The 18,774-nt window shown below is 39.8% G+C and carries 16 protein-coding genes; 7 read left to right on the forward strand and 9 right to left on the reverse strand.

The genetic code is table 11. The features are described from left to right. Positions 1 to 1,090 precede the first annotated feature (1,090 nt). Complete coding sequence (locus CK510_RS10000; protein WP_095721562.1) at positions 1,091 to 1,459, forward strand: hypothetical protein; 369 nt, start codon at positions 1,091 to 1,093, stop codon at positions 1,457 to 1,459. Positions 1,460 to 1,584: 125 nt separating this feature from the next. Here the strand turns inward: CK510_RS10000 and pstB are convergent, their stop codons facing one another. The 4 genes from pstB to pstS all read right to left on the reverse strand — a co-directional run bounded on the left by pstB (position 1,585) and on the right by pstS (position 5,818). Then, positions 1,585 to 2,391, reverse strand: a complete 807-nt coding sequence (gene pstB, locus CK510_RS10005; protein ID WP_095721563.1) for a phosphate ABC transporter ATP-binding protein PstB — start codon at positions 2,389 to 2,391, stop codon at positions 1,585 to 1,587. 207 nt (positions 2,392 to 2,598) lie between these two features. After that, positions 2,599 to 3,489, reverse strand: a complete 891-nt coding sequence (gene pstA / locus CK510_RS10010; RefSeq protein WP_095721564.1) for a phosphate ABC transporter permease PstA — start codon at positions 3,487 to 3,489, stop codon at positions 2,599 to 2,601. A 70-nt stretch (positions 3,490 to 3,559) separates the two neighbouring features. Next, the gene (pstC, locus tag CK510_RS10015; protein ID WP_095721565.1) at positions 3,560 to 4,510 is read right to left on the reverse strand and encodes a phosphate ABC transporter permease subunit PstC; all 951 of its coding nucleotides are present in this window, start codon (positions 4,508 to 4,510) and stop codon (positions 3,560 to 3,562) included. 147 nt (positions 4,511 to 4,657) lie between these two features. Then, a complete protein-coding gene (pstS, locus tag CK510_RS10020; protein WP_245912022.1) occupies positions 4,658 to 5,818 on the reverse strand; it encodes a phosphate ABC transporter substrate-binding protein PstS in 1,161 nt (386 codons plus the stop codon). A 552-nt stretch (positions 5,819 to 6,370) separates the two neighbouring features. Between pstS and CK510_RS10025 the strand changes: the two genes are divergently transcribed. After that, the gene (locus CK510_RS10025; protein ID WP_095721567.1) at positions 6,371 to 6,958 is read left to right on the forward strand and encodes a biotin transporter BioY; all 588 of its coding nucleotides are present in this window, start codon (positions 6,371 to 6,373) and stop codon (positions 6,956 to 6,958) included. 87 nt (positions 6,959 to 7,045) lie between these two features. Further along, on the forward strand, positions 7,046 to 7,522 hold the full coding sequence (gene lspA / locus CK510_RS10030) for a signal peptidase II (protein ID WP_095721568.1): 477 nt from the start codon (positions 7,046 to 7,048) through the stop codon (positions 7,520 to 7,522). Positions 7,523 to 7,843: 321 nt separating this feature from the next. Here lspA and CK510_RS10035 read toward each other — a convergent pair whose 3' ends face one another. Further along, a complete protein-coding gene (locus tag CK510_RS10035; protein WP_095721569.1) occupies positions 7,844 to 8,668 on the reverse strand; it encodes a hypothetical protein in 825 nt (274 codons plus the stop codon). Positions 8,669 to 9,448: 780 nt separating this feature from the next. Here CK510_RS10035 and CK510_RS10040 point away from each other — a divergent pair. Continuing rightward, positions 9,449 to 11,719 (forward strand): transglycosylase domain-containing protein, encoded by a 2,271-nt coding sequence (locus CK510_RS10040; RefSeq protein WP_095721570.1) that lies wholly within the window; start codon positions 9,449 to 9,451, stop codon positions 11,717 to 11,719. Between the two features lie 182 nt (positions 11,720 to 11,901). Here the strand turns inward: CK510_RS10040 and CK510_RS10045 are convergent, their stop codons facing one another. Further along, complete coding sequence (locus tag CK510_RS10045; protein WP_095721571.1) at positions 11,902 to 13,392, reverse strand: DUF4335 domain-containing protein; 1,491 nt, start codon at positions 13,390 to 13,392, stop codon at positions 11,902 to 11,904. A 44-nt stretch (positions 13,393 to 13,436) separates the two neighbouring features. Further along, entirely contained in the window at positions 13,437 to 14,066 is a 630-nt protein-coding gene (locus tag CK510_RS10050; protein WP_095721572.1) for a DUF3038 domain-containing protein, read from the reverse strand. Between the two features lie 556 nt (positions 14,067 to 14,622). Here CK510_RS10050 and CK510_RS10055 point away from each other — a divergent pair. The 3 genes from CK510_RS10055 (at position 14,623) to CK510_RS10065 (ending at position 16,713) form a co-directional block, all read left to right on the forward strand. Continuing rightward, the gene (locus CK510_RS10055) at positions 14,623 to 15,141 is read left to right on the forward strand and encodes an adenine phosphoribosyltransferase (RefSeq protein ID WP_095721573.1); all 519 of its coding nucleotides are present in this window, start codon (positions 14,623 to 14,625) and stop codon (positions 15,139 to 15,141) included. Positions 15,142 to 15,276: 135 nt separating this feature from the next. Further along, complete coding sequence (locus CK510_RS10060) at positions 15,277 to 16,323, forward strand: ABC transporter permease (protein ID WP_095721574.1); 1,047 nt, start codon at positions 15,277 to 15,279, stop codon at positions 16,321 to 16,323. Between the two features lie 96 nt (positions 16,324 to 16,419). Further along, the gene (locus tag CK510_RS10065; protein WP_095721575.1) at positions 16,420 to 16,713 is read left to right on the forward strand and encodes a hypothetical protein; all 294 of its coding nucleotides are present in this window, start codon (positions 16,420 to 16,422) and stop codon (positions 16,711 to 16,713) included. An 87-nt stretch (positions 16,714 to 16,800) separates the two neighbouring features. Here the strand turns inward: CK510_RS10065 and CK510_RS10070 are convergent, their stop codons facing one another. After that, positions 16,801 to 17,658: a lysophospholipid acyltransferase family protein gene (locus tag CK510_RS10070; protein WP_095721576.1), complete on the reverse strand. Its 858-nt coding sequence runs from the start codon at positions 17,656 to 17,658 to the stop codon at positions 16,801 to 16,803. A 73-nt stretch (positions 17,659 to 17,731) separates the two neighbouring features. After that, entirely contained in the window at positions 17,732 to 18,574 is an 843-nt protein-coding gene (locus CK510_RS10075; RefSeq protein ID WP_095721577.1) for a lysophospholipid acyltransferase family protein, read from the reverse strand. Between the last annotated feature and the right edge of the window lie 200 nt (positions 18,575 to 18,774).

The following is an 18,774-nucleotide window of genomic DNA, read 5'->3' on the forward strand; positions in this document are numbered from 1 at the left end:
ACTATAACCAATGTTAGAAAATTGGTAGATAATTCTACCTTTTGTTCTAATATCAAGCTATTGCTATCCCAAATAAATAATACAATTAGCATAGGTAGTAGGATAAACAAACTCGCTATTACCCACCAAACAAATCTAGCCTTGAATGACTCGATAAGTATATTTTTAGGAGACATAGGGTGATTTTACCTACTTAGGATTGAAGTAAAAAATATGACCAGATATAGTTTACCGACTAGACATAACATCTCTCTACCGTGGAAACACTTATATATAAAAAATGTTTGAAACTAATAATATTAAAGCAATTTTTTTATCTAAATAAATAGCAAATACAACATTTTATGAAAAGAAAAAAGATGATTTATAGTAGATTTATATTGTTCTTGTATTCTCAATTATAAATATTATTCTTATTCATAATAGTTAGAATCTATAGCATAATTATGGTAATGCCAAGCATAAAAGATAATATCTCCAAATCTCTAACAATTCCGGGATATTATGTGTAATTTAGATATCATTTTATTAAAAGAATTTACATTTAAAAAAATGTTTTTCGGTATATATTATGCTGAAATTTTAATTAAAGTCGGTAACTTTCCTTGAAAATAGAGGTTTACAGGCTGTTATAGCGTCAATCTCAAAATTAATCCTCAAATGTTAGGATTAACGGCTGTTATGGTTGCCATGCGAGGGTTTTAAGCTAATTTACAAACGTATCTAGCAGAATAAGTAATGAAGAACCAAAAAAATATATATAACTTTACCTTGTAATTAGTATTGCTTGATTAGTTTTCAATTATCTGAAATTATCTTTATATATGAATTTTTATATATACGGTTTTATATATGCGGCATCTATGGGAGATTATGCATCTGGTGGAAAAAATGTAAAAACGTAGCATTGCTACGACTCTACAAAGGTTCTGGGTAATGCATAATTATTTTTTCGATCTGTCTGTTTATTAGAGATTTGATTTAAATATCGTTCGATATATCCTTGCAAATGAAACACTTGTGCTACCAATAACGTCTTGAATGAATATTTGACGTTAATAAGTTTATCTATAAATTAGGAAACATAATAATGGCTAGCGAAGAATTTGAGTGTGTTTCTTGTCAAGATTCGTTCCAAGATACTTTGGATACAGTTACAGGGTTTATGGAAAAGTATGGTAAAGCTGTTAATCAAACTTATCAAGACGAAATTGATAGTAAAGTCCATCAAAGTCAAAATATGGGGGAAATTGTTGGTAATTTTGCGGCAATAAGTTATCAAATTTCCTATTTAAAGACTTTACAGAATACTTTAATCACTCAAAGAATTAATGATAATGAATTAACTCAAAGAGCTTTAGCAGAGTTTGAAAAAAATCTGAATCAAGTTAGTAATGATTTAGATGAATTAAAGCAAAAAATACGCGAATTAAGGTTGTTTTTGTCTAAAAAAGCATAGGATAGAACACAGCATTTGGAAGACATAAATAATATATATATATATATATTCAATATCCCCGACTTTTTTGAAAAATCAGGGATATGAATAAAAGAGAGATGTAATTTAACCAAATTTAACCAAATTTAACCAAACTTACCGCTAATATACTCTTTAGTAGCTTCTTGTTGTGGGTCTTGGAAAATATTTTCGGTGCGATCATATTCTACCAGATAACCTGTTCGTCCACCTTTTTCGGAGGTTTGGACGTTAAAAAAGGCTGTTCTGTCAGCAACCCGTGATGCTTGCTGCATATTATGGGTGACAATAATAATGGTATATTGCTCTTTTAATTGGTGAATCAGTTCTTCAACCCGCAATGTTGAAATTGGGTCAAGAGCAGAACAAGGTTCATCCATTAAGATAACATCAGGTTGAACTGCTACAGCACGGGCAATACATAAACGCTGCTGTTGTCCACCAGAAAGCGACAAACCACTTTGCTTAAGTTTATCCTTAACTTCATCCCATAATGCAGCTTTTCTGAGACTATCTTCTACAAGTTGATCCATATTACCTTTGAAACCGTTGATTTTGGCTCCAAAAGCTATGTTGTCGTAAATAGATTTAGGAAATGGGTTTGGACGTTGAAATACCATTCCGATGCGTCGTCGAACTTCTACCGGATCGATATCTGGTGCGTATAAATTTTTCCCGTTGTAAATAACATTACCTTCTGCCCGGAAACTTTCGATTAAATCATTGAGACGGTTGTAGCATCGCAATAAAGTACTTTTACCACATCCAGAAGGACCAATAAGCGCTACAGCTTGATTTTTGGGAATATCAAGCCAAACATTACTGACAGCTAAGAATTTACCGTAGTAAATATTTAATCCTTCTGTTCTGAGAACTGTTTCGGTATCGTTGGCAGTACGAGTGTTGGTAGCCATAAAATAGTAAATTTGACCTGGATTTGTGAAATTTTGCTCTGTACAAGATTTGAGTTAGTAATGTTTTGGATTTCTCAAATAATTTTTCAGCCAGGATTTTTAATCTAAAATCCGTTTTAAAAATTTATAAGGAGGATTTTCCTTCGTGACAAACTTTTCAAAAAATCCAAAATCCAAAATCTAAAATCTAAAATGATTTATCTGAACTTAATAAGTTTTGCGATTTGTTGCTAAACGGGCAATGATGCTTGTAACTAAAACCATTAACACCAAAATTAAAGATGCTGCCCAAGCGAGGGATTGCCAGTTTTTAAAGGGTGAAATAGCAAAGTTATATACCAAAACTGCTAGGGAAGCTGTCGGTACAAAAGGGCTATTAGACCAAAACTGTGAAAATAATGCTGTAAATAATAGAGGTGCAGTTTCACCAGATGCCCGCGCGATCGCAAGGGTTGTACCAGTAACAATTGCTGGTAGTGCTGTCGGTAAAACTACAGATGTTACCGCTTGAAATTTTGTGCAACCGATGCCGACTGCGGCTTGACGTAGGTCTTCAGAAACGAGTTGTAGAGATTCGTCAGTGGTGCGGATAATAATCGGCAGCATCAAAATTGACAGTGCGAAACCACCCGCAACAGCAGAGTATCCACCAGTCGTTGCCACTATAATCCCGTAAGCAAACACCCCGGCAATAATTGAGGGTACACCACTAAGAACATTGGTTGCGAATCGAACCCACCGCGATAATTTACCAGAACTAAATTCAGTTAAATAAATTGCTGCGAGTACACCAATTGGAACACTAATTAATGCTCCTATCCCTACCATTAATAGTGTTCCCAAAATGGCATTCCCAAAACCACCACCCTGTACTAGTGGTGGTGGTGGTAATTCGGTAAACAAGCCCAATCTTAAACTGCTAAAACCTTGGATTATTACGTAAGAAAGTACTGCCAGCAATGGTAATAATGATAGTACTCCACATAGGAAAGCAACTCCAACCATCAACGTACTTAGCAAAGTCCGAGGAGATTGCGATCGCGTTAAACTACCATAAGTGTAACCGCTATTAGACTGGTCGAAAATACGGGAAGCCATACATTTAATAAAACCAGGAAAGACACCAGATAAAAAGCACGAGAAATAAATCACTTGGAATAAGGCAGAACTAAATTCGCTTGACTTGCGTTACAACTAAGTCTGCCAAGATATTAACTACAAGTGTTAAAACAAACAAAACTAAAGCTGCATACATCAAGGCACTGACTTGTAAACCGCTAGCTTCGGCAAATTGGTTTGCCAACAGCGAGGATATTGTATTCGCAGGAGCAAAAAGCGAAGCACTAATCTTATTAGAGTTACCGATCAACATTGTCACAGCCATCGTCTCACCCATTGCGCGACCAAGTGCTAACATGATTGCGCTGACGATACCTGAAAATGCTGCTGGAATCAAAACTTGGGAAATTGTTTCCCAACGAGTACAACCCAATCCTACTGCTGCTTGTCGCAAGCTAGGAGGTATGGATATCAAAGCATCGCGGGAGATAGCTGTGATAACTGGCAAAGTCATGATTGCCAAAATTATACCCGCAGGCATCATTCCCGCTCCAGTGGGAACTGTTGAAAAAAGTGGGATAAAACCGAGTGTGGCATTTAGCCATTTGCCGATGTTTGTAAGTATGGGAATTAGAACGAAAATTCCCCAAACTCCGTAGACAACGCTAGGGATAGCTGCAAGTAATTCTACTAAAAAAACTAAGACCGTTTCAACAGCTTTTGGTAGCAATTTTTCACTTAATAGAACTGCCGTACCTACCCCAATAGGAATAGAGATTAATAGACCGAGAAATGCACTAACTAAAGTTCCGTAAATTTGCGGTAGCACACCGTACTGATTATTTACAGGATTCCAAATGCTTTGACCCAAAAAGCCCAGACCAAATTCTCGGATAGCTGGTAGCGCTTGAACTGCCACCTGAAAAGTTATCCATAATAAAACACCTGCGATCGCAATTGCACAAATCCGTGTCAGCCAAATAAAACCAACATCGAGGTTTTTGTCAAGTTGCGATCGCGTTTGATTTTGAGAGCGATCGTTCCCAGCGAATGTACTCATTTATAACCCTATCCATCAACAATAAATGTGTGTAGGAGCAAACGAAAATATTTTCAGGAATTAGGAGTTAGGAATTAGGAGTTAGGAGTTAGGAGTTAGGAATTAGGAATTAAGAGTTAATAATCCATACCCAATACCTAATACTAATTACTTAGCAGCATTACCACTACCTGTACTACCACCCACAGCGATTTTATAATCAGGGCTGATTGCATCAGCTGCGGCTGCGACTTTTTGAATCACATTAGCAGGTAAAGGCACATAACCAAGTTCTACAGCCTTTTTCTGACCTTCAGTTAAGCCATATTCAATCATTGCTTCCACAGCTTTTGCTTTTGCTGGATCAGAATATTTCTTGTAAGCCAAAATCCAAGTATAAGTGACTATTGGGTAAGAATCTGCACCTTCGGGGTCAGTAATAAACGCACGTAAGTCGGCAGGTAAAGTTACAGCCTCTAAGGTTTTAGAAGCGGATTGTTCATTAGGAACGACAAATTTACCAGCTTTATTTTCCAATGTTGCAAACTTCAAATTATTTTGTTTAGCGTAACCATATTCGACGTATCCAATCGAACCTGCCGTTTGCGAAATACTCGCAGTTACACCTTCGTTTCCTTTGGCACCAATACCTGTAGCCCAGTTAACAGTCTTGCCATCGCCAATTTTAGTTTTCCATTCAGGGCTAATAGCGCTCAAGTGCTTGGTAAATACCCCTGTAGTACCGCTACCATCGGAACGGTGAACAACAGTAATTGGTGCTTTAGGTAGTTTTGCTCCTGGATTTGCTTTTGCGATCGCAGCATCATCCCAAGATTTGATTTTGCCCAATAAAATATCAGCATAAACCGCACGAGGTAACTTGAGTTCGGGCACATCTGACAAGTTATAAGCAAGTACAATGCTACCAGCAGTCATTGGCAGCAAAATCACACCTTTATCTGCGGGAACTTTGGCAATTTCCTCATCTTTCATTCCCACATCGCTAGCACCAAAGTCTACAGTTCCTTTAGTGAATTGTTCCACTCCAGCACCACTACCAACTGATTGATAGTTAACTTGTAAGTTTGGGTATTTTTGATTCAAACCTTGGAACCATGTTGCATAAAGAGGTGCGGGGAAAGATGCACCAGCACCAGTCAGCGATACATTACCACCAAGGTCTAATTTACCAGGACTAGAAGCAGTTGCTTCCTTCGCAGCACCTGGGGTTGTTTCCCCACCAGGAGTGCTATTTGTCGAAGCTTGTTCACTACCACCACCGCAGGCAGCCAAGCTCAAAGTCAATGCTAATGCAGGGAGTACTCGCATCACACGGGGAAGATTATTCACAAAGTTAAGGCAAATCATGGGCAAATATTAAAGAAATGTCAAGACATAGCGACTAGAGTATATCGCGCCAGGGTAAAGATAAGGTTAAAAGAGACACTGAAATTTGTCTATTTTAGATCGCAAATATAAATATTTATCTTGGTGTGAGGTTACTTGCTAGCTACAATGATGATTAAGGTGCGATCGCAACCAAATACTCTTTATAGAGAGTGATAGAAGAGCTTTCCCTCTATGAGTTTACCCACTTATTTCAGCTACTTTCAGCTATAAACCCCTTGAATATCATCTTTAATCTAAGTTTAGGCAAACAAATAAGTACTGATAATTTTAAGCACCAAAAATTTAGTATTTTCTCGGAGTCTTTCCCATTCAAGAGATTGATTGTAATACAACAACTTGTTTGTACAGGTTAGTCTGGAGGGATAATCACGCTAAAATAAAGCACAGCTAGGCTTTTCAATCTAACACAAATCAGATTAGAATCTTATTTTTAACTTTTGCATGAGAGCCTTTTGGGCGAGTACTTTATAAATGCTAGCTGCATCCAATCAACTTCTATGGTCTATGATTGGCTTACTGCTGACGATGGGTGGAACCTTCCTCGAAGCATCTGTCACCACTCTACCGTGGAGTTGGAGTCAGCATGGAATCCAGACTTTTTCTTTAGGTATCAGTTATCAAATTGGTGGAGTATTACTAGTTGGGTGTTTGGGAGGCAAAAACGCCGGAGCGCTGTCGCAGATTGCCTATTTAGTCATGGGTTTAACCCTGCTACCTGTATTTTCAGATGGTGGTGGTATTGGTTATATCAAGTTATTACAATTTGGCTATCTGCTTGGTTTTATACCAGGTGCTTGGATTTGTGGACTAATCGCATTCAAAGCCAGACCAAAACTGGAAACCCTTGCTTTTAGCTGCTTTTGCGGCTTATTTACCGTTCACCTTTGTGGTATTATCTATCTATCTCTTGGTTATTTTTTGCAGTGGAAGGGTACAGAAGCGCAGTCTTTGTTACAAGCAATCTTAAAATATTCTTGGTACGCACTACCAGGACAATTTATTGTACTTTGCTCAGTCACAGTTGTAGCATTTATATTGCGGCATTTAATGTTTTATTAGTTAATAGTTAATAGTTAATGGGAAGGGTAAAAAATTATCTTACTTAATTCTCAATGCCCAATGCCCAATGCCCAATGCCCTAGATTCATGCAAATAAAAAACCGCCAATTTTGGATTGCAGCTTTAATCGCTTTTTTCCTAGACCAAATCACAAAATATTGGATTTTGCAATCCTTTGAATTTAAAGAAACACGACCATTAATAGCCGGAGTATTTCACTTTACTTACGTTCGTAACTATGGAGCTGCATTTAGCATTCTAGATGGTCATGTGGATTCGTTAAAGTGGTTATCTTTGATTGTTAGCTTGGGTTTAATAGCTCTAGCTTTGTTTGCTCCCGAATTAAGTTTGTGGGAAAGACTCGCTTATGGGTTTATTCTTGGTGGAGCAATGGGTAATGGCATTGATAGATTTGTCCTGGGTTACGTAGTAGATTTTTTAGATTTCCGATTAATTCATTTTCCCGTATTCAATTTTGCCGATATATTTATTAATGTCGGTATTGCTTGCTTACTAATTAGTAGTTTCCAAAAAAGTCCAACTTCTGACAAGCGATCGCGTTAACAAAAAAAATTGCGATCGCTCCCAATACTGCTATGTGAAGCATTAATTCAGAAACCCAGTTTCTCTCGTTCGCGAAACCTTATCCGAGCAGTATTGCGATCGCTCCCCCACATCAAATACCAAATCAAAATAAACCCGGATTCCTCGGAATCCGGGTTCTAATTTTGTTAAATTTGATTAACTTATACTGCTAACGGTTAAGAACTGGACTGATCAACCAGGCTTTTTAGCTGGCATTATGTAGCTCATGAACCATTCGGTATTAAATCTACAAAAAAGTAAAGTTTTAAGCCGTTTTGAGTATAATTTCAAACTTTGAAATTACTTATTCACGCCAGTAGAAGGTACTGTTTCCGAGCCAGAACTTGGAGTTTGTTCGGGAGAAATGGTACTTGGTAAAGTCATCTTGTCCGATGTGCCAGAAGTTGGTGCTTTCAACGGTTCTGTACTGCTACCAGGAGAATCAGAAGTTGGCATTTTCAACGGTTCTGCGTTGCTGCCTGAACCACCATCGTTACTATTACTACCTGGTGTTCCTGGAAGAGGAGTTAAAGGTGCGGTTTCTTGATTACTACCACCAGGAGGAGTGATAGGTTTATCGGTGCCGCTACCCGATGGGGTTGTTGTGCCGGGAGTCTCATTTGTACTGCCGGGTAATGGTGTCATCGGAACCGTTTCTCTATTAGTACCACCAGTAGGAGGCGCTACAGGAGTTTCATTACTCGAACCAGCAGGAGGAGTTGTTGTACCGCTATCACCAGGAGTACCGGAAGGTGTGGTGCTGTCAGGAACTCCACTACCAGGTACTGGTATAGGTGTACTGGAACCTCCAGGTGGTGTTAATGGAGTACTGCTATCAGGTGTAGTTGTTTCAGTTGGAGCTTTTTCGATTGTACTTTCAGATGGGGTGCTAGATGGAGTTTTTGCACCTGCACCACCTGGACAGCGAGAGTTGAGCGGGAAATTTTTGCATAAAATTTCCATCACATCAGGAGGTAGAGTTTTTTCCTGAGAGGAACCAGCACTATTTTCCGCGTCTTTTTGTGCTTGGAGTTCAGGGAATTTGCTTGATTGGGCGTTGGCAACATTGCAGCTTAATGCCAAACTCAGAGCCGTACCAATTAGGGTTATATATTTTCCCTTCATATTACTTAACCTCAACACCTCGACGATACTCGCCCATTAAATCAAACAATAACAATTAGGAAATCTTCCCAAATGTAGATGTATTTTGGGTCAAAATATGCATTCTAAGTTTAATTTTTGATGTTGAGGTAGTAGGGTTAAGTAAAATTTACATCACTTCTCTAGTAATTAGTAGTTTACACCAATACAAAAATAAAATAAATTGCTCTTTTCGATAAACTGCATAAGTGTTAGCCAGTCAGGAATATGGAAGATTTAGTTAGGTAGATAGAACTTTGTTACCGGGTCTGCCTGCCATTTATCAAAATGTAAAATAATTAACTATTAATTTCTCATTGTTATATACTATGATTTTTATTTTGCCATTTAATTGGAAACTATTTGGTACTGCTAGCGTCCTTTTGAGGTGGTTGGCGATTGGTGAGAAACCATTACCACTTGATTAGTTTGTCCCATATCTCTAAAGATGTAAGATGTCTAGTATTTTTTTATGTAGTTATCGATTACAATCCCAGCGCAGAAGATTACAATTTTGTATTAGTGATGACGCAGAGAGGCTTTTTCTAGAGTAGAAACATGTTTGATCGCCTTAATTGGGAAGTAATTTGTACGGAATATACATGTTCAGTGTGGAACGATATAACTACAAACGATATAACTACAATGGTGGAATAGCAGCATCGCGTACTCTTAGGAGAAGCAAGCTACCCATAGCGAATCCGCAGGAGTTTCGTAACTCGCCCAATTCTTCAGTAAAAACCGTGGTGTGAATAATAGCCGATGAGTTCCCCCCAACCACCCCAAAAGCCGCAAACCTTGCTTGGTCAGTTGACACAAGCAGTCCAGACAATTCAAGCTAGGGTTGATTTTTCCAAGCTGGCGCTGAAGCCAAATGCCAGAGTTCCCGAACTCTGGGTACAAGACGCGGGGGCACAAAGCGCGGAAGTATATCCCTTGTTAGGCGATCGCTATATGCTCGGTCGCAGTTCCAAATCCTCCGATATTGTTGTTCGCAACCCGGTTGTTAGCCAAATTCATTTATCTTTATCGCGAGACTCTAGCCAGCGACATCCAGTTTTTATCATTAAAGACGAAAACTCTACTAATGGTATTTACCGAGGCAAGCGCCGCGTTACAACCCTAGAGCTACGTCATGGTGATATTCTCACCTTAGGACCGCCCGAACTTGCTGCATCGGTTCGCCTGCAATATATAGACCCGCCACCTCTTTATGTCAAAGCCGCAACTTGGGCTGGATATGGAGTTGGTGCAGTCACAGGACTGATTGCGTTGGCAATTGGTGTGGAATCGCTGAAATTCTCCGTAAGACCATTACCAGGCGCAACAAGGGCACCTGTACTTGTCTATGCCCGCGATGGTGTTACACCTCTACGGGAACCGCGAACGATCGCCCATGTAGATATGAAGCGGTTAGAGGATTTTGGACCCTACCTCGGCAATGCGGTAATTGCATCGGAAGATAGCCGTTATTTCTGGCATCCCGGCGTTGACCCATTGGGAGTGGCAAGGGCTGTATTGATTAATACTCGTAGTGGGGGTGTGCAGCAGGGCGCGAGTACGGTAACGCAGCAGGTAGCCCGCAGTTTGTTCCGCGATTATGTGGGGGCACAGGATTCTTTAGGACGTAAATTCCGCGAAGCGGTTGTGGCGCTGAAATTAGAGACTTTTTATAGCAAAAATGATATTTTGCTTACCTACCTCAACCGAGTTTTTCTGGGGGTAGACACCTACGGTTTTGAGGATGCGGGTAGATTTTATTTCGATAAAACTGCGAAGGAATTAACCCTGGCAGAAGCCGCAACGCTGGTGGCGATTTTACCAGCACCGAACGGTTTTGATTTTTGTGGCGACAGCCGGAACAAACTACAAACTATCGAATATCGAAATCGGGTTTTGCGACGAATGTTAGAGATGGGTAAAATCAAAACCGATGATTACAACGGTGCGAGGCGATCGCCCATTGAAATTAGTCCCAAAGTTTGCGAAAAACAATCCAAAATCATCGCTCCTTATTTTTATAGTTACGTATTTCAAGAACTAGAAACATTGTTGGGTTCTGATTTAGCCAGAGAAGGCAATTTTTTGATTGAGACACAACTCGATCCAGCAATTCAGACCCAAGCTGAAGCTGCATTACGAAATTCGATCGCTCAAAATGGGGCAGGCTTAAAGTATTCACAGGGTGCAGTTTTGACGCTGGATTCAAGTACTGGGGGGATTTTGGCGATGGTAGGAGGCACAGACTTTCGCCGTAGCCAATTTAACCGTGCCGTACAGGCAAAGCGCCAACCTGGTTCTACCTTCAAAGTATTTGCTTATACTGCGGCAATCGAAAAAGGTATCTCGCCGGAAAAGTCTTATTCCTGCGATCCTTTACGTTGGCAAGGGTTTCTGTATAAACCCTGTCGTGCCGGTGCTGGGACAAGTTTTAGCTTGGCGACAGGGCTAGCGTTGTCAGAAAACCCCATTGCTTTACGGATAGCACAGGAAGTTGGCTTAGATAAGGTTGTTGCGGAGGCAAAAAAATTGGGTGTGCGATCGCCTCTCGACCCTGTACCTGGATTAGTTTTGGGTCAGAGTGTTGTCACTGTCATGGAAATGACGGGGGCGTTTGGTGCGATTGGTAACGAGGGTGTATGGAATCGACCCCATGCGATTAGCCGAATTTTAGATACTAGTATTTGCCGCGATCGCAATGACTTAAAAACTTGCAAGATAATCTATTCTTTCGACCAAGACAGGGAAGCAAATAAGCGGGTTTTGCCAAAAAATATTGCCCAAACAATGACAGGTTTATTAAGGGGTGTTGTCACAAGTGGTACAGGGAAAGGAGCCGCGATTGGTTTGGGTGAAGCTGGAAAAACAGGTACAACCGACAAAAACGTTGACCTCTGGTTTATTGGTTATGTCCCTAGTCGGCGTATGGTTACAGGTGTTTGGTTAGGAAATGACAATAATTCACCCACATCTGGTAGTAGTGCCCAAGCAGCACAATTGTGGGGAAGTTATATGGGGAGAATCGTAAAATGAAGTAGAGACGACCCGGTGGGTCGTCTATATAAAAATTAGGAATTGGGAATTGGAAATTGGAAATTGGAAATTGGGAATTGGGAATAAAAAATATTAAATCCAATGACAATTAATGATAATAATCAAATATAAAAAGACGACCCATCGGGTCGTCTCTACAAATGGATGGATGGATGGATGAATTATTTATATCCTTGCCAAGGTTTAATGTCTAAATTCCCACCCGGTTTGAATGTAACTTCATAATGGGCTAGCGCTTCCTTATTATTGGGTGCAGCAACATTAGAACCATAAATTTCTTGGAACATCTTTGGTAATGGGGTTTCTCGATAAAAATCGAAAGCACCTCGATTCAAAGGTTCGTAATCAGCAATTACACCATCTTTGTTGACTGCAACTCGATATTTTAAATCGTTAGAAAATGTCGGAGTTCCACTCCAACTGGTACGAATTTTATCGTATAACTTTGTGTTTAAATCTTTAACTTGGGCGGGGTCTTTGATTTTTTCGCCGATGACTTGTGGTGTTTTGGCATATCCCAACCAGGGACTAACTTCGAGTACGCCCCCTTTTCTAAATACTACCCGAAACTGTGCGATCGCTTCGTTAGTCACTGGGGGTCTAGTGGCGGGGTTATAAAGCAAATTTGGCAGAGGTACTTTACTAATTTGGTCATTCGAGGATTTATTCACTGCTTTATAGCCAACAATTGCACCATCGGCAGCTACCCCAACACGGAAAACCGCATCTTCACTTAAACTATCTTTTTTTTCCCAAACTGGACTTACTTGATTATATACCTGGCGGTTTAATGCCCGCAGTTGGGATGGGTCAGTAATCTCGGGCACAGTTTTGATTAGTGCTTCGATATCAGCAGTTACAGGGGTAGTTCCTGGTGTTGTTGTTGGGTTTGGGGTTGTTTCTGGAGTCGCGATCGCAACATTAGTCGCAATTGGTGTCGGAGTCTCAGCTATGGGACTTGTAGAGGTTAATGGTGTGACGTTATTTGTTGAGTTGTCTGTGGCTAAGTTTGTGGTGTTTGTTTCCTGTTGTGACTGTACCTGTGAGGCTTTTGGTTGTGGGACAGGAATTAAACTAAATGCGATCGCAGCAGCTGCTAAACTTGTTAATCCGACACTTGCTGGTACTGCTTGTTTCATTAAAGCTTGGCTTGTGCCAGCGTAGCGCCGAGAAACTGATTGCAGTGCGAGAGTTACTTCTGGTAGTGTTTGACTATCAGCAAAAAACTGGTCTACAGCTTCGACTAAATCGAATAGTTGTACTGTATTTAATTCGAGTTCGACTGGTGTTGTCGCACCAGATGCGCTGTATTCAGCAGATTGAGCAGAAGTCTCGGAATTTACAATTAGTTTGTGACGATTGCTGTCAATTTTGTATATCTGGACAATCTCAGTATCTTGAGTTTGCAAGACTGGATTCGATACATTACTCAAAAATTGTTGAGCGTAAGCATTAACTGTACGTACCAAGCTTTCAAAAAATTCTCGTCCACCTGCTAATGGTTGCTGTAAACCGGATAAATAGCATTCAGCGTTAACCAATATTGATAATTCAGGACGCATTTCTTGGTAATTTGCTGCCCTGCTAGTATCATTTAAACCTTCTAAAAGCAGCGTACAATTTGGTAAACTATATTTTCTTTGAATATTCATCTAAAACCTCTGCAAAATACCCTACTAAATACTGTCCGGGAATATTAATCTACTTCACCATCAAACAAGCTAATCCAGAACCTCTGCATCCCGGAAGTGCCTGTACAGAACAATAACTGTCCCAATAAATGAATCGCTAGCTCGTCTAACTTTTCCTCAGAGGTAATTGCGAGTACCCCAGAACGACGAGGATTCATCCGACTGCGAAAATGGGCACGAAACCTTTCAAGATAATTTGATAGCCTGAGATTTTGTTCTAGGGGAATTTGCTTATCGCTCATCTGCTGGTAGATGATTAGCAATTGCCGGATAGTAACTGTTAAGCGTCGAGCTATATAGCAAGCAATTACGACTAAGGCTTTAGCTTCCATGATACTCAGAGGACGACGAATATGCGCTCTGCGAATTGGGTTGCTGCTACGCATTTGCCAGAGGTTGACTCTATTTTTAATAATAGCTTTTAGGTCTAATTCTTCGGCAAATGCCAAAATAGCTTCCGAACCTCCTAATTCTAGGGCTTCGATCGCCAGTAATAATAAGTCTATTTGTAAGCGAGTACGTCGGGGGCAACCCTCTCCCTCAATTGCGGGATTGGGCAAAGTATCCAGAATCATGGGTAGCGATCGCGGTGTTGAACTATCGTTATAGGGGGTTAAACTGGCGGAGACATTCATTATAAGTACCGTTAATAAGGCTGCAACAGATAAGTTTTAGTGATTAGGGATTAGAGAAAAAGTTTTTTCATAACTGCCGAATCTATGAATTTTAGAGTTATTCCCTGATATATACATTAGTTACTCATTTGGCTCAAAGGTTTCCGTATACGCAAATCAAAATTTTTTTCATATTTCTACAGACATGTTCAGACACGAATTTTTATAAAATTATCTCACCTGCTTGGTATGGTGCGGTTACATCCCTAGCTTGGTGTAGATTATTCTAATCGTCAATCCACAGGATTGCTGAAACACTACTTGACAAGCGTGTTTGTGCTGAAAGAAGTTTTGCTTTTAGATTCAAAGAGCAAATAATTAATCTAAGACATTTGTCTATATATAAAGGACTATGACATTATAGTGTACGATTCTGGGGTATTTGAGTGCAAAACAGAAAGGGGAGATTGGAAGATACGCTTGCAAGAGCAGTCTTTTATGCTGCCATTTTCCAGTTCTCTTTTTTCACGACTCTTCCTCTTTCATCTTTACCTATCTTCTAAATTATTATTCCTCTATGGATTTAAAATCTCTAATTCGCGATATTCCTGATTTCCCCAAACCTGGAATTATGTTTCGGGATATTACAACATTACTGCGCGATCGCGATGGGTTGCGCTACACCATTGATTTGCTTCAACAAAAATGTCATGAGGCAAATTTGACTGTTGATTATGTCGTCGGAATGGAATCGCGAGGCTTTATTTTCGGAACTCCTTTGGCTTATAAATTAGATGCTGGCTTTATTCCCGTTCGTAAACCGGGGAAATTACCTGCTGCGGTTCACTCGGTGGAATACCAGTTAGAATATGGTACTGATTGTTTAGAAATACATCAGGATGCTTTACCAGTCGGAAGTAAAGTTTTAATCGTCGATGACTTAATCGCTACTGGGGGAACCGCAGTTGCAACTGCAAAATTGTTACAAAAAGTTGGCTGCGAACTGGTAGGATTTGGGTTTATCATTGAGCTACGAGATTTAAATGGGCGCAGACACTTACCTAATGTGCCGATCATCTCGCTGGTTGAGTATTAATTTTGGTAATGGTTAATGGTTAATAGGTAGTAGAGAATAGATAATCGCTAATAGGTAATATATCGTGAACTATTAGCCACCAACTATTAACCATTAACTCCTAATAATTGATGATTTACAATTTACAACTTGAAAATGACAGCAACTAGAGTTTCTTTTGAATCAGGGCGAGATTGGCTAATTCGATTTGTGACAAGTGATACGTTTATTTATGTCATGAAGCGTCTATTACAAGCGTTATTCACTTTATTTTTAGCTTCAGCTTTATCATTTATAATTATTCAATTGGCTCCTGGAGATTATCTCGATACATTAAAGCAAAATCCCAAAATTTCTCGCCAACGGCTTGATGACTTGAGGACTCAATTTGGGTTAGATAAATCTTGGTTTGAACAATTTTTCTTGTGGTTGTGGCGAATTTTAACCAAAGGAGATTTCGGACAAAGCTTTGTTTATCAACGTTCCGTGTCTTCGCTGCTGTGGGAACGAGTACCCGCAACATTGCTTTTAGCGATTTCATCCTTAATCATGACATGGGCGATCGCAATTCCTCTCGGTATTATCGCTGCTGTCAAACAAAACCGCCCCACTGACAAGATTCTACAGGTAATTAGCTATGCGGGACAAGGTTTTCCCAGTTTCGTAACGGCATTATTATTGCTTATTTTTGCCCAAATTACTGCTCCTTTATTCCCTGTTGGTGGCATGACAGACATCAACCACGATGAACTTAATTGGTTTGGTAAAATCATTGATGTTGGTTGGCATATGCTTTTACCGACTATTGCCCTAAGTATCACCAGTTTTGCTGGTTTACAACGGATTACTCGCGGTGAATTACTCGATGTATTGCGTCAAGATTACATCCAAACAGCCCGTGCTAAAGGTTTACCAGAAAATCGTGTTATCTACGTTCATGCCCTTCGCAATGCCATTAATCCACTTGTGACTCTTTTGGGGTTTGAGTTAGCGGGTTTGTTAAATGGTGCCTTTATTGCCGAGTTTTTCTTTAACTGGCCTGGTTTAGGTAGATTAACTTTACAGGCACTACAAAATCAAGATTTGTATTTATTAATGGCAAGTTTGGTTATGGGTGCGGTATTACTAATACTTGGTAATTTGGTAGCCGATCTATTACTTAAAGCTGTCGATCCACGGATTAAACTTGAAGACCTGAATTAGAATAGAATGTTAGGAATTGGTTATAGAGTATGGCGTTAAAAATATGTATAACTCCAAATTCAACATTCCTAACTCAAAATTCCTAACTCAAAATTTATGTTTACAGAAATTTATTATTTGATTCGTTCTAGAACTGACGGTAAGTATTTGGCTGCTCGTCCGAATGATGATGAAAAAAGCTATTTACTTTTATTTAAAGAGGATTTTGATGCGATGAGTTATCTCAATGCTCATGCAGGTGATTTGGCAAATCGACTGAGTGTTGAATCCATTTCTGGTGGTCAAATATCATCTGTGCTTCAACGTTGGGGTTTTCAAGGTATAGGTATGGTATCTGACCCTTTGTTACCCAAGATTGATTTTTTAGAGCGAAATAAGTTCTCGATTTAAGAAAGTAATGTCAATCATATCATACGTGGGGGTGGGAAGAGGGCGGGAAGACCCCGCCCCTACAAATTTATTTCTTCAATCTAAAATTTAAAATTTAAAATTACTTTGATTTTCCTGTACCAAAATATCTAATTCTTGCTGCATCTTGCTGACAACTAACTCATAGCAATCATTCACATAACTTCTATCCATCGCTGCTTTACTACCATATCTGTCAAATACGATCGCCTGACAAACTCTAGTATGAATAGTTACAGGTAATGGAATATTCGGTAAAGGACCAATAGATAATCCCCAAGGTAAACCTAGATATATAGGGAAAACTTCGGGGTCAATTCCCATCAACCAAGGCATTCCCCATTCATGTAATTGCTGTAACAACGGGTATAAATCGGTAATGACAAAAAAGGTATCGTGGGAACCTGTCGAAATTAAGGGAATAATTGGCACATTTTCCCGTAATGCCAATTTAATAAATGCCTGTCTACCAGCAAAATGTATTTGATTGCTCATGGAATGGGGACGAAATAAATCCTGTCCTCCACCAGGGTATACTAGCAAACTAGCATCGCGACGAAGTGCGGCAGCAGCCATCTTGGGATGAGCAATAATAGCCCCTGTTTTTGCTGCAAACTCAGTTAGCTGGGGACTTATCTGCCAAGCTTTGGGGTGCATCAATCCATAAATCGGACGTTCAGCACCAAAATGAGAAAACCAGTCATACATAATCATGTGCATATCTGGTGAAGCCATGCCACCACTATGGGTACCGACGAGTAAAACTTTTTCATTTGCGGGAATATGTTCCCAACCGCTTGTTTGCACGCGAAAATAGTAGCGATAAAGAAATTCCCAAAAAGGCATGAGCGATTCAATAAAATTACGATCGCGTTTGTCTAAAGACCATCCCGGCTTGGTTTTAGCGGTTTGTTGCGGTTCGGACATTAAAGCAAGTTTCCCCAAAAGCAAAGGTGTTATTTCCTATATTGAATAGCTTAACAATAATTATCAATAGAGACTAACTCTGATTTTCCTTAATTAATCCGTCTAACTCCTGTTGCATCTGCCTTACAACCATGTCGTAGCAAGCATTTACATAAACGCGATCGCAGGCTGCTTTTTTACCATATTCTTCAAATACAATTGGCGGACAAACCCTGGTATGCATTTGTACAGGGAATGGAATATTGGGTAAAGGACCAATTCCTAATCCCCAAGGTAATCCTAGATAGATTGGAAAAACTTCGGGGTCAATTCCCATCAACCAAGGGATTCCCCAGCTATGGATTTGCTGCGCGAATTTATATAGGTCGGCTAAAATAATTAATGTATCGTGAGCGCCTGCGGAAATTACTGGGATAATTGGTACTTTTTCCCGCAATGCTAACTTAATAAAACCCTTTCTTCCGGCAAGATGGATTTGATTACGCATTGAATAGGGACGAAATGCATCTTGAATACCACCAGGATAAACTAATACACTTGCACCTCGACGAAATGCAGCCTTTGCCATTTTTGGATGTGCGACAATTGCCCCCATCTTTACAGCCAATTGTGCTAACTCTGGACTTCCTTGCCATACCTTAGGGTGCATCAAGCCATAAACTGGTCGTTCTACCCCAAATCGACAAAACCAGTCATACATCATCATCGATGTATCAGGAGCCGCCAATCCACCGTTGTGGGAACCCACCAGCAATACTTTTTCGTCAACAGGGATATGATTCCAGCCACTTGTTTGGACGCGAAAATAGTATTGATATAGCAAACCCAAGTTCGGCATTAGCGACTGGATAAAATTGCGATCGCGTTCTTCTAATGACCATCCCGGCTTTACGTAACTGTTTTCTACTGCTGACATAAATACATCGTCCCAAAGATAGAAATTATATTCTTATTATCCAAAATTACCGATGGTAATTATCAATCATTTGGTAGATGCTTTAATTGATGAGCCTGGACATTCACTTGTTCTTTATTTTTCATACATTTTTTGTGTCATATCTCGTTCTCCAGGCTCTGCCTGGGAACGCAATGTGCGAGGCTCTGCCTCGATTCAGG

This window comes from Brunnivagina elsteri CCALA 953, assembly GCF_002289455.1.
In the GTDB taxonomy this organism is placed as follows: domain Bacteria; phylum Cyanobacteriota; class Cyanobacteriia; order Cyanobacteriales; family Nostocaceae; genus Brunnivagina; species Brunnivagina elsteri.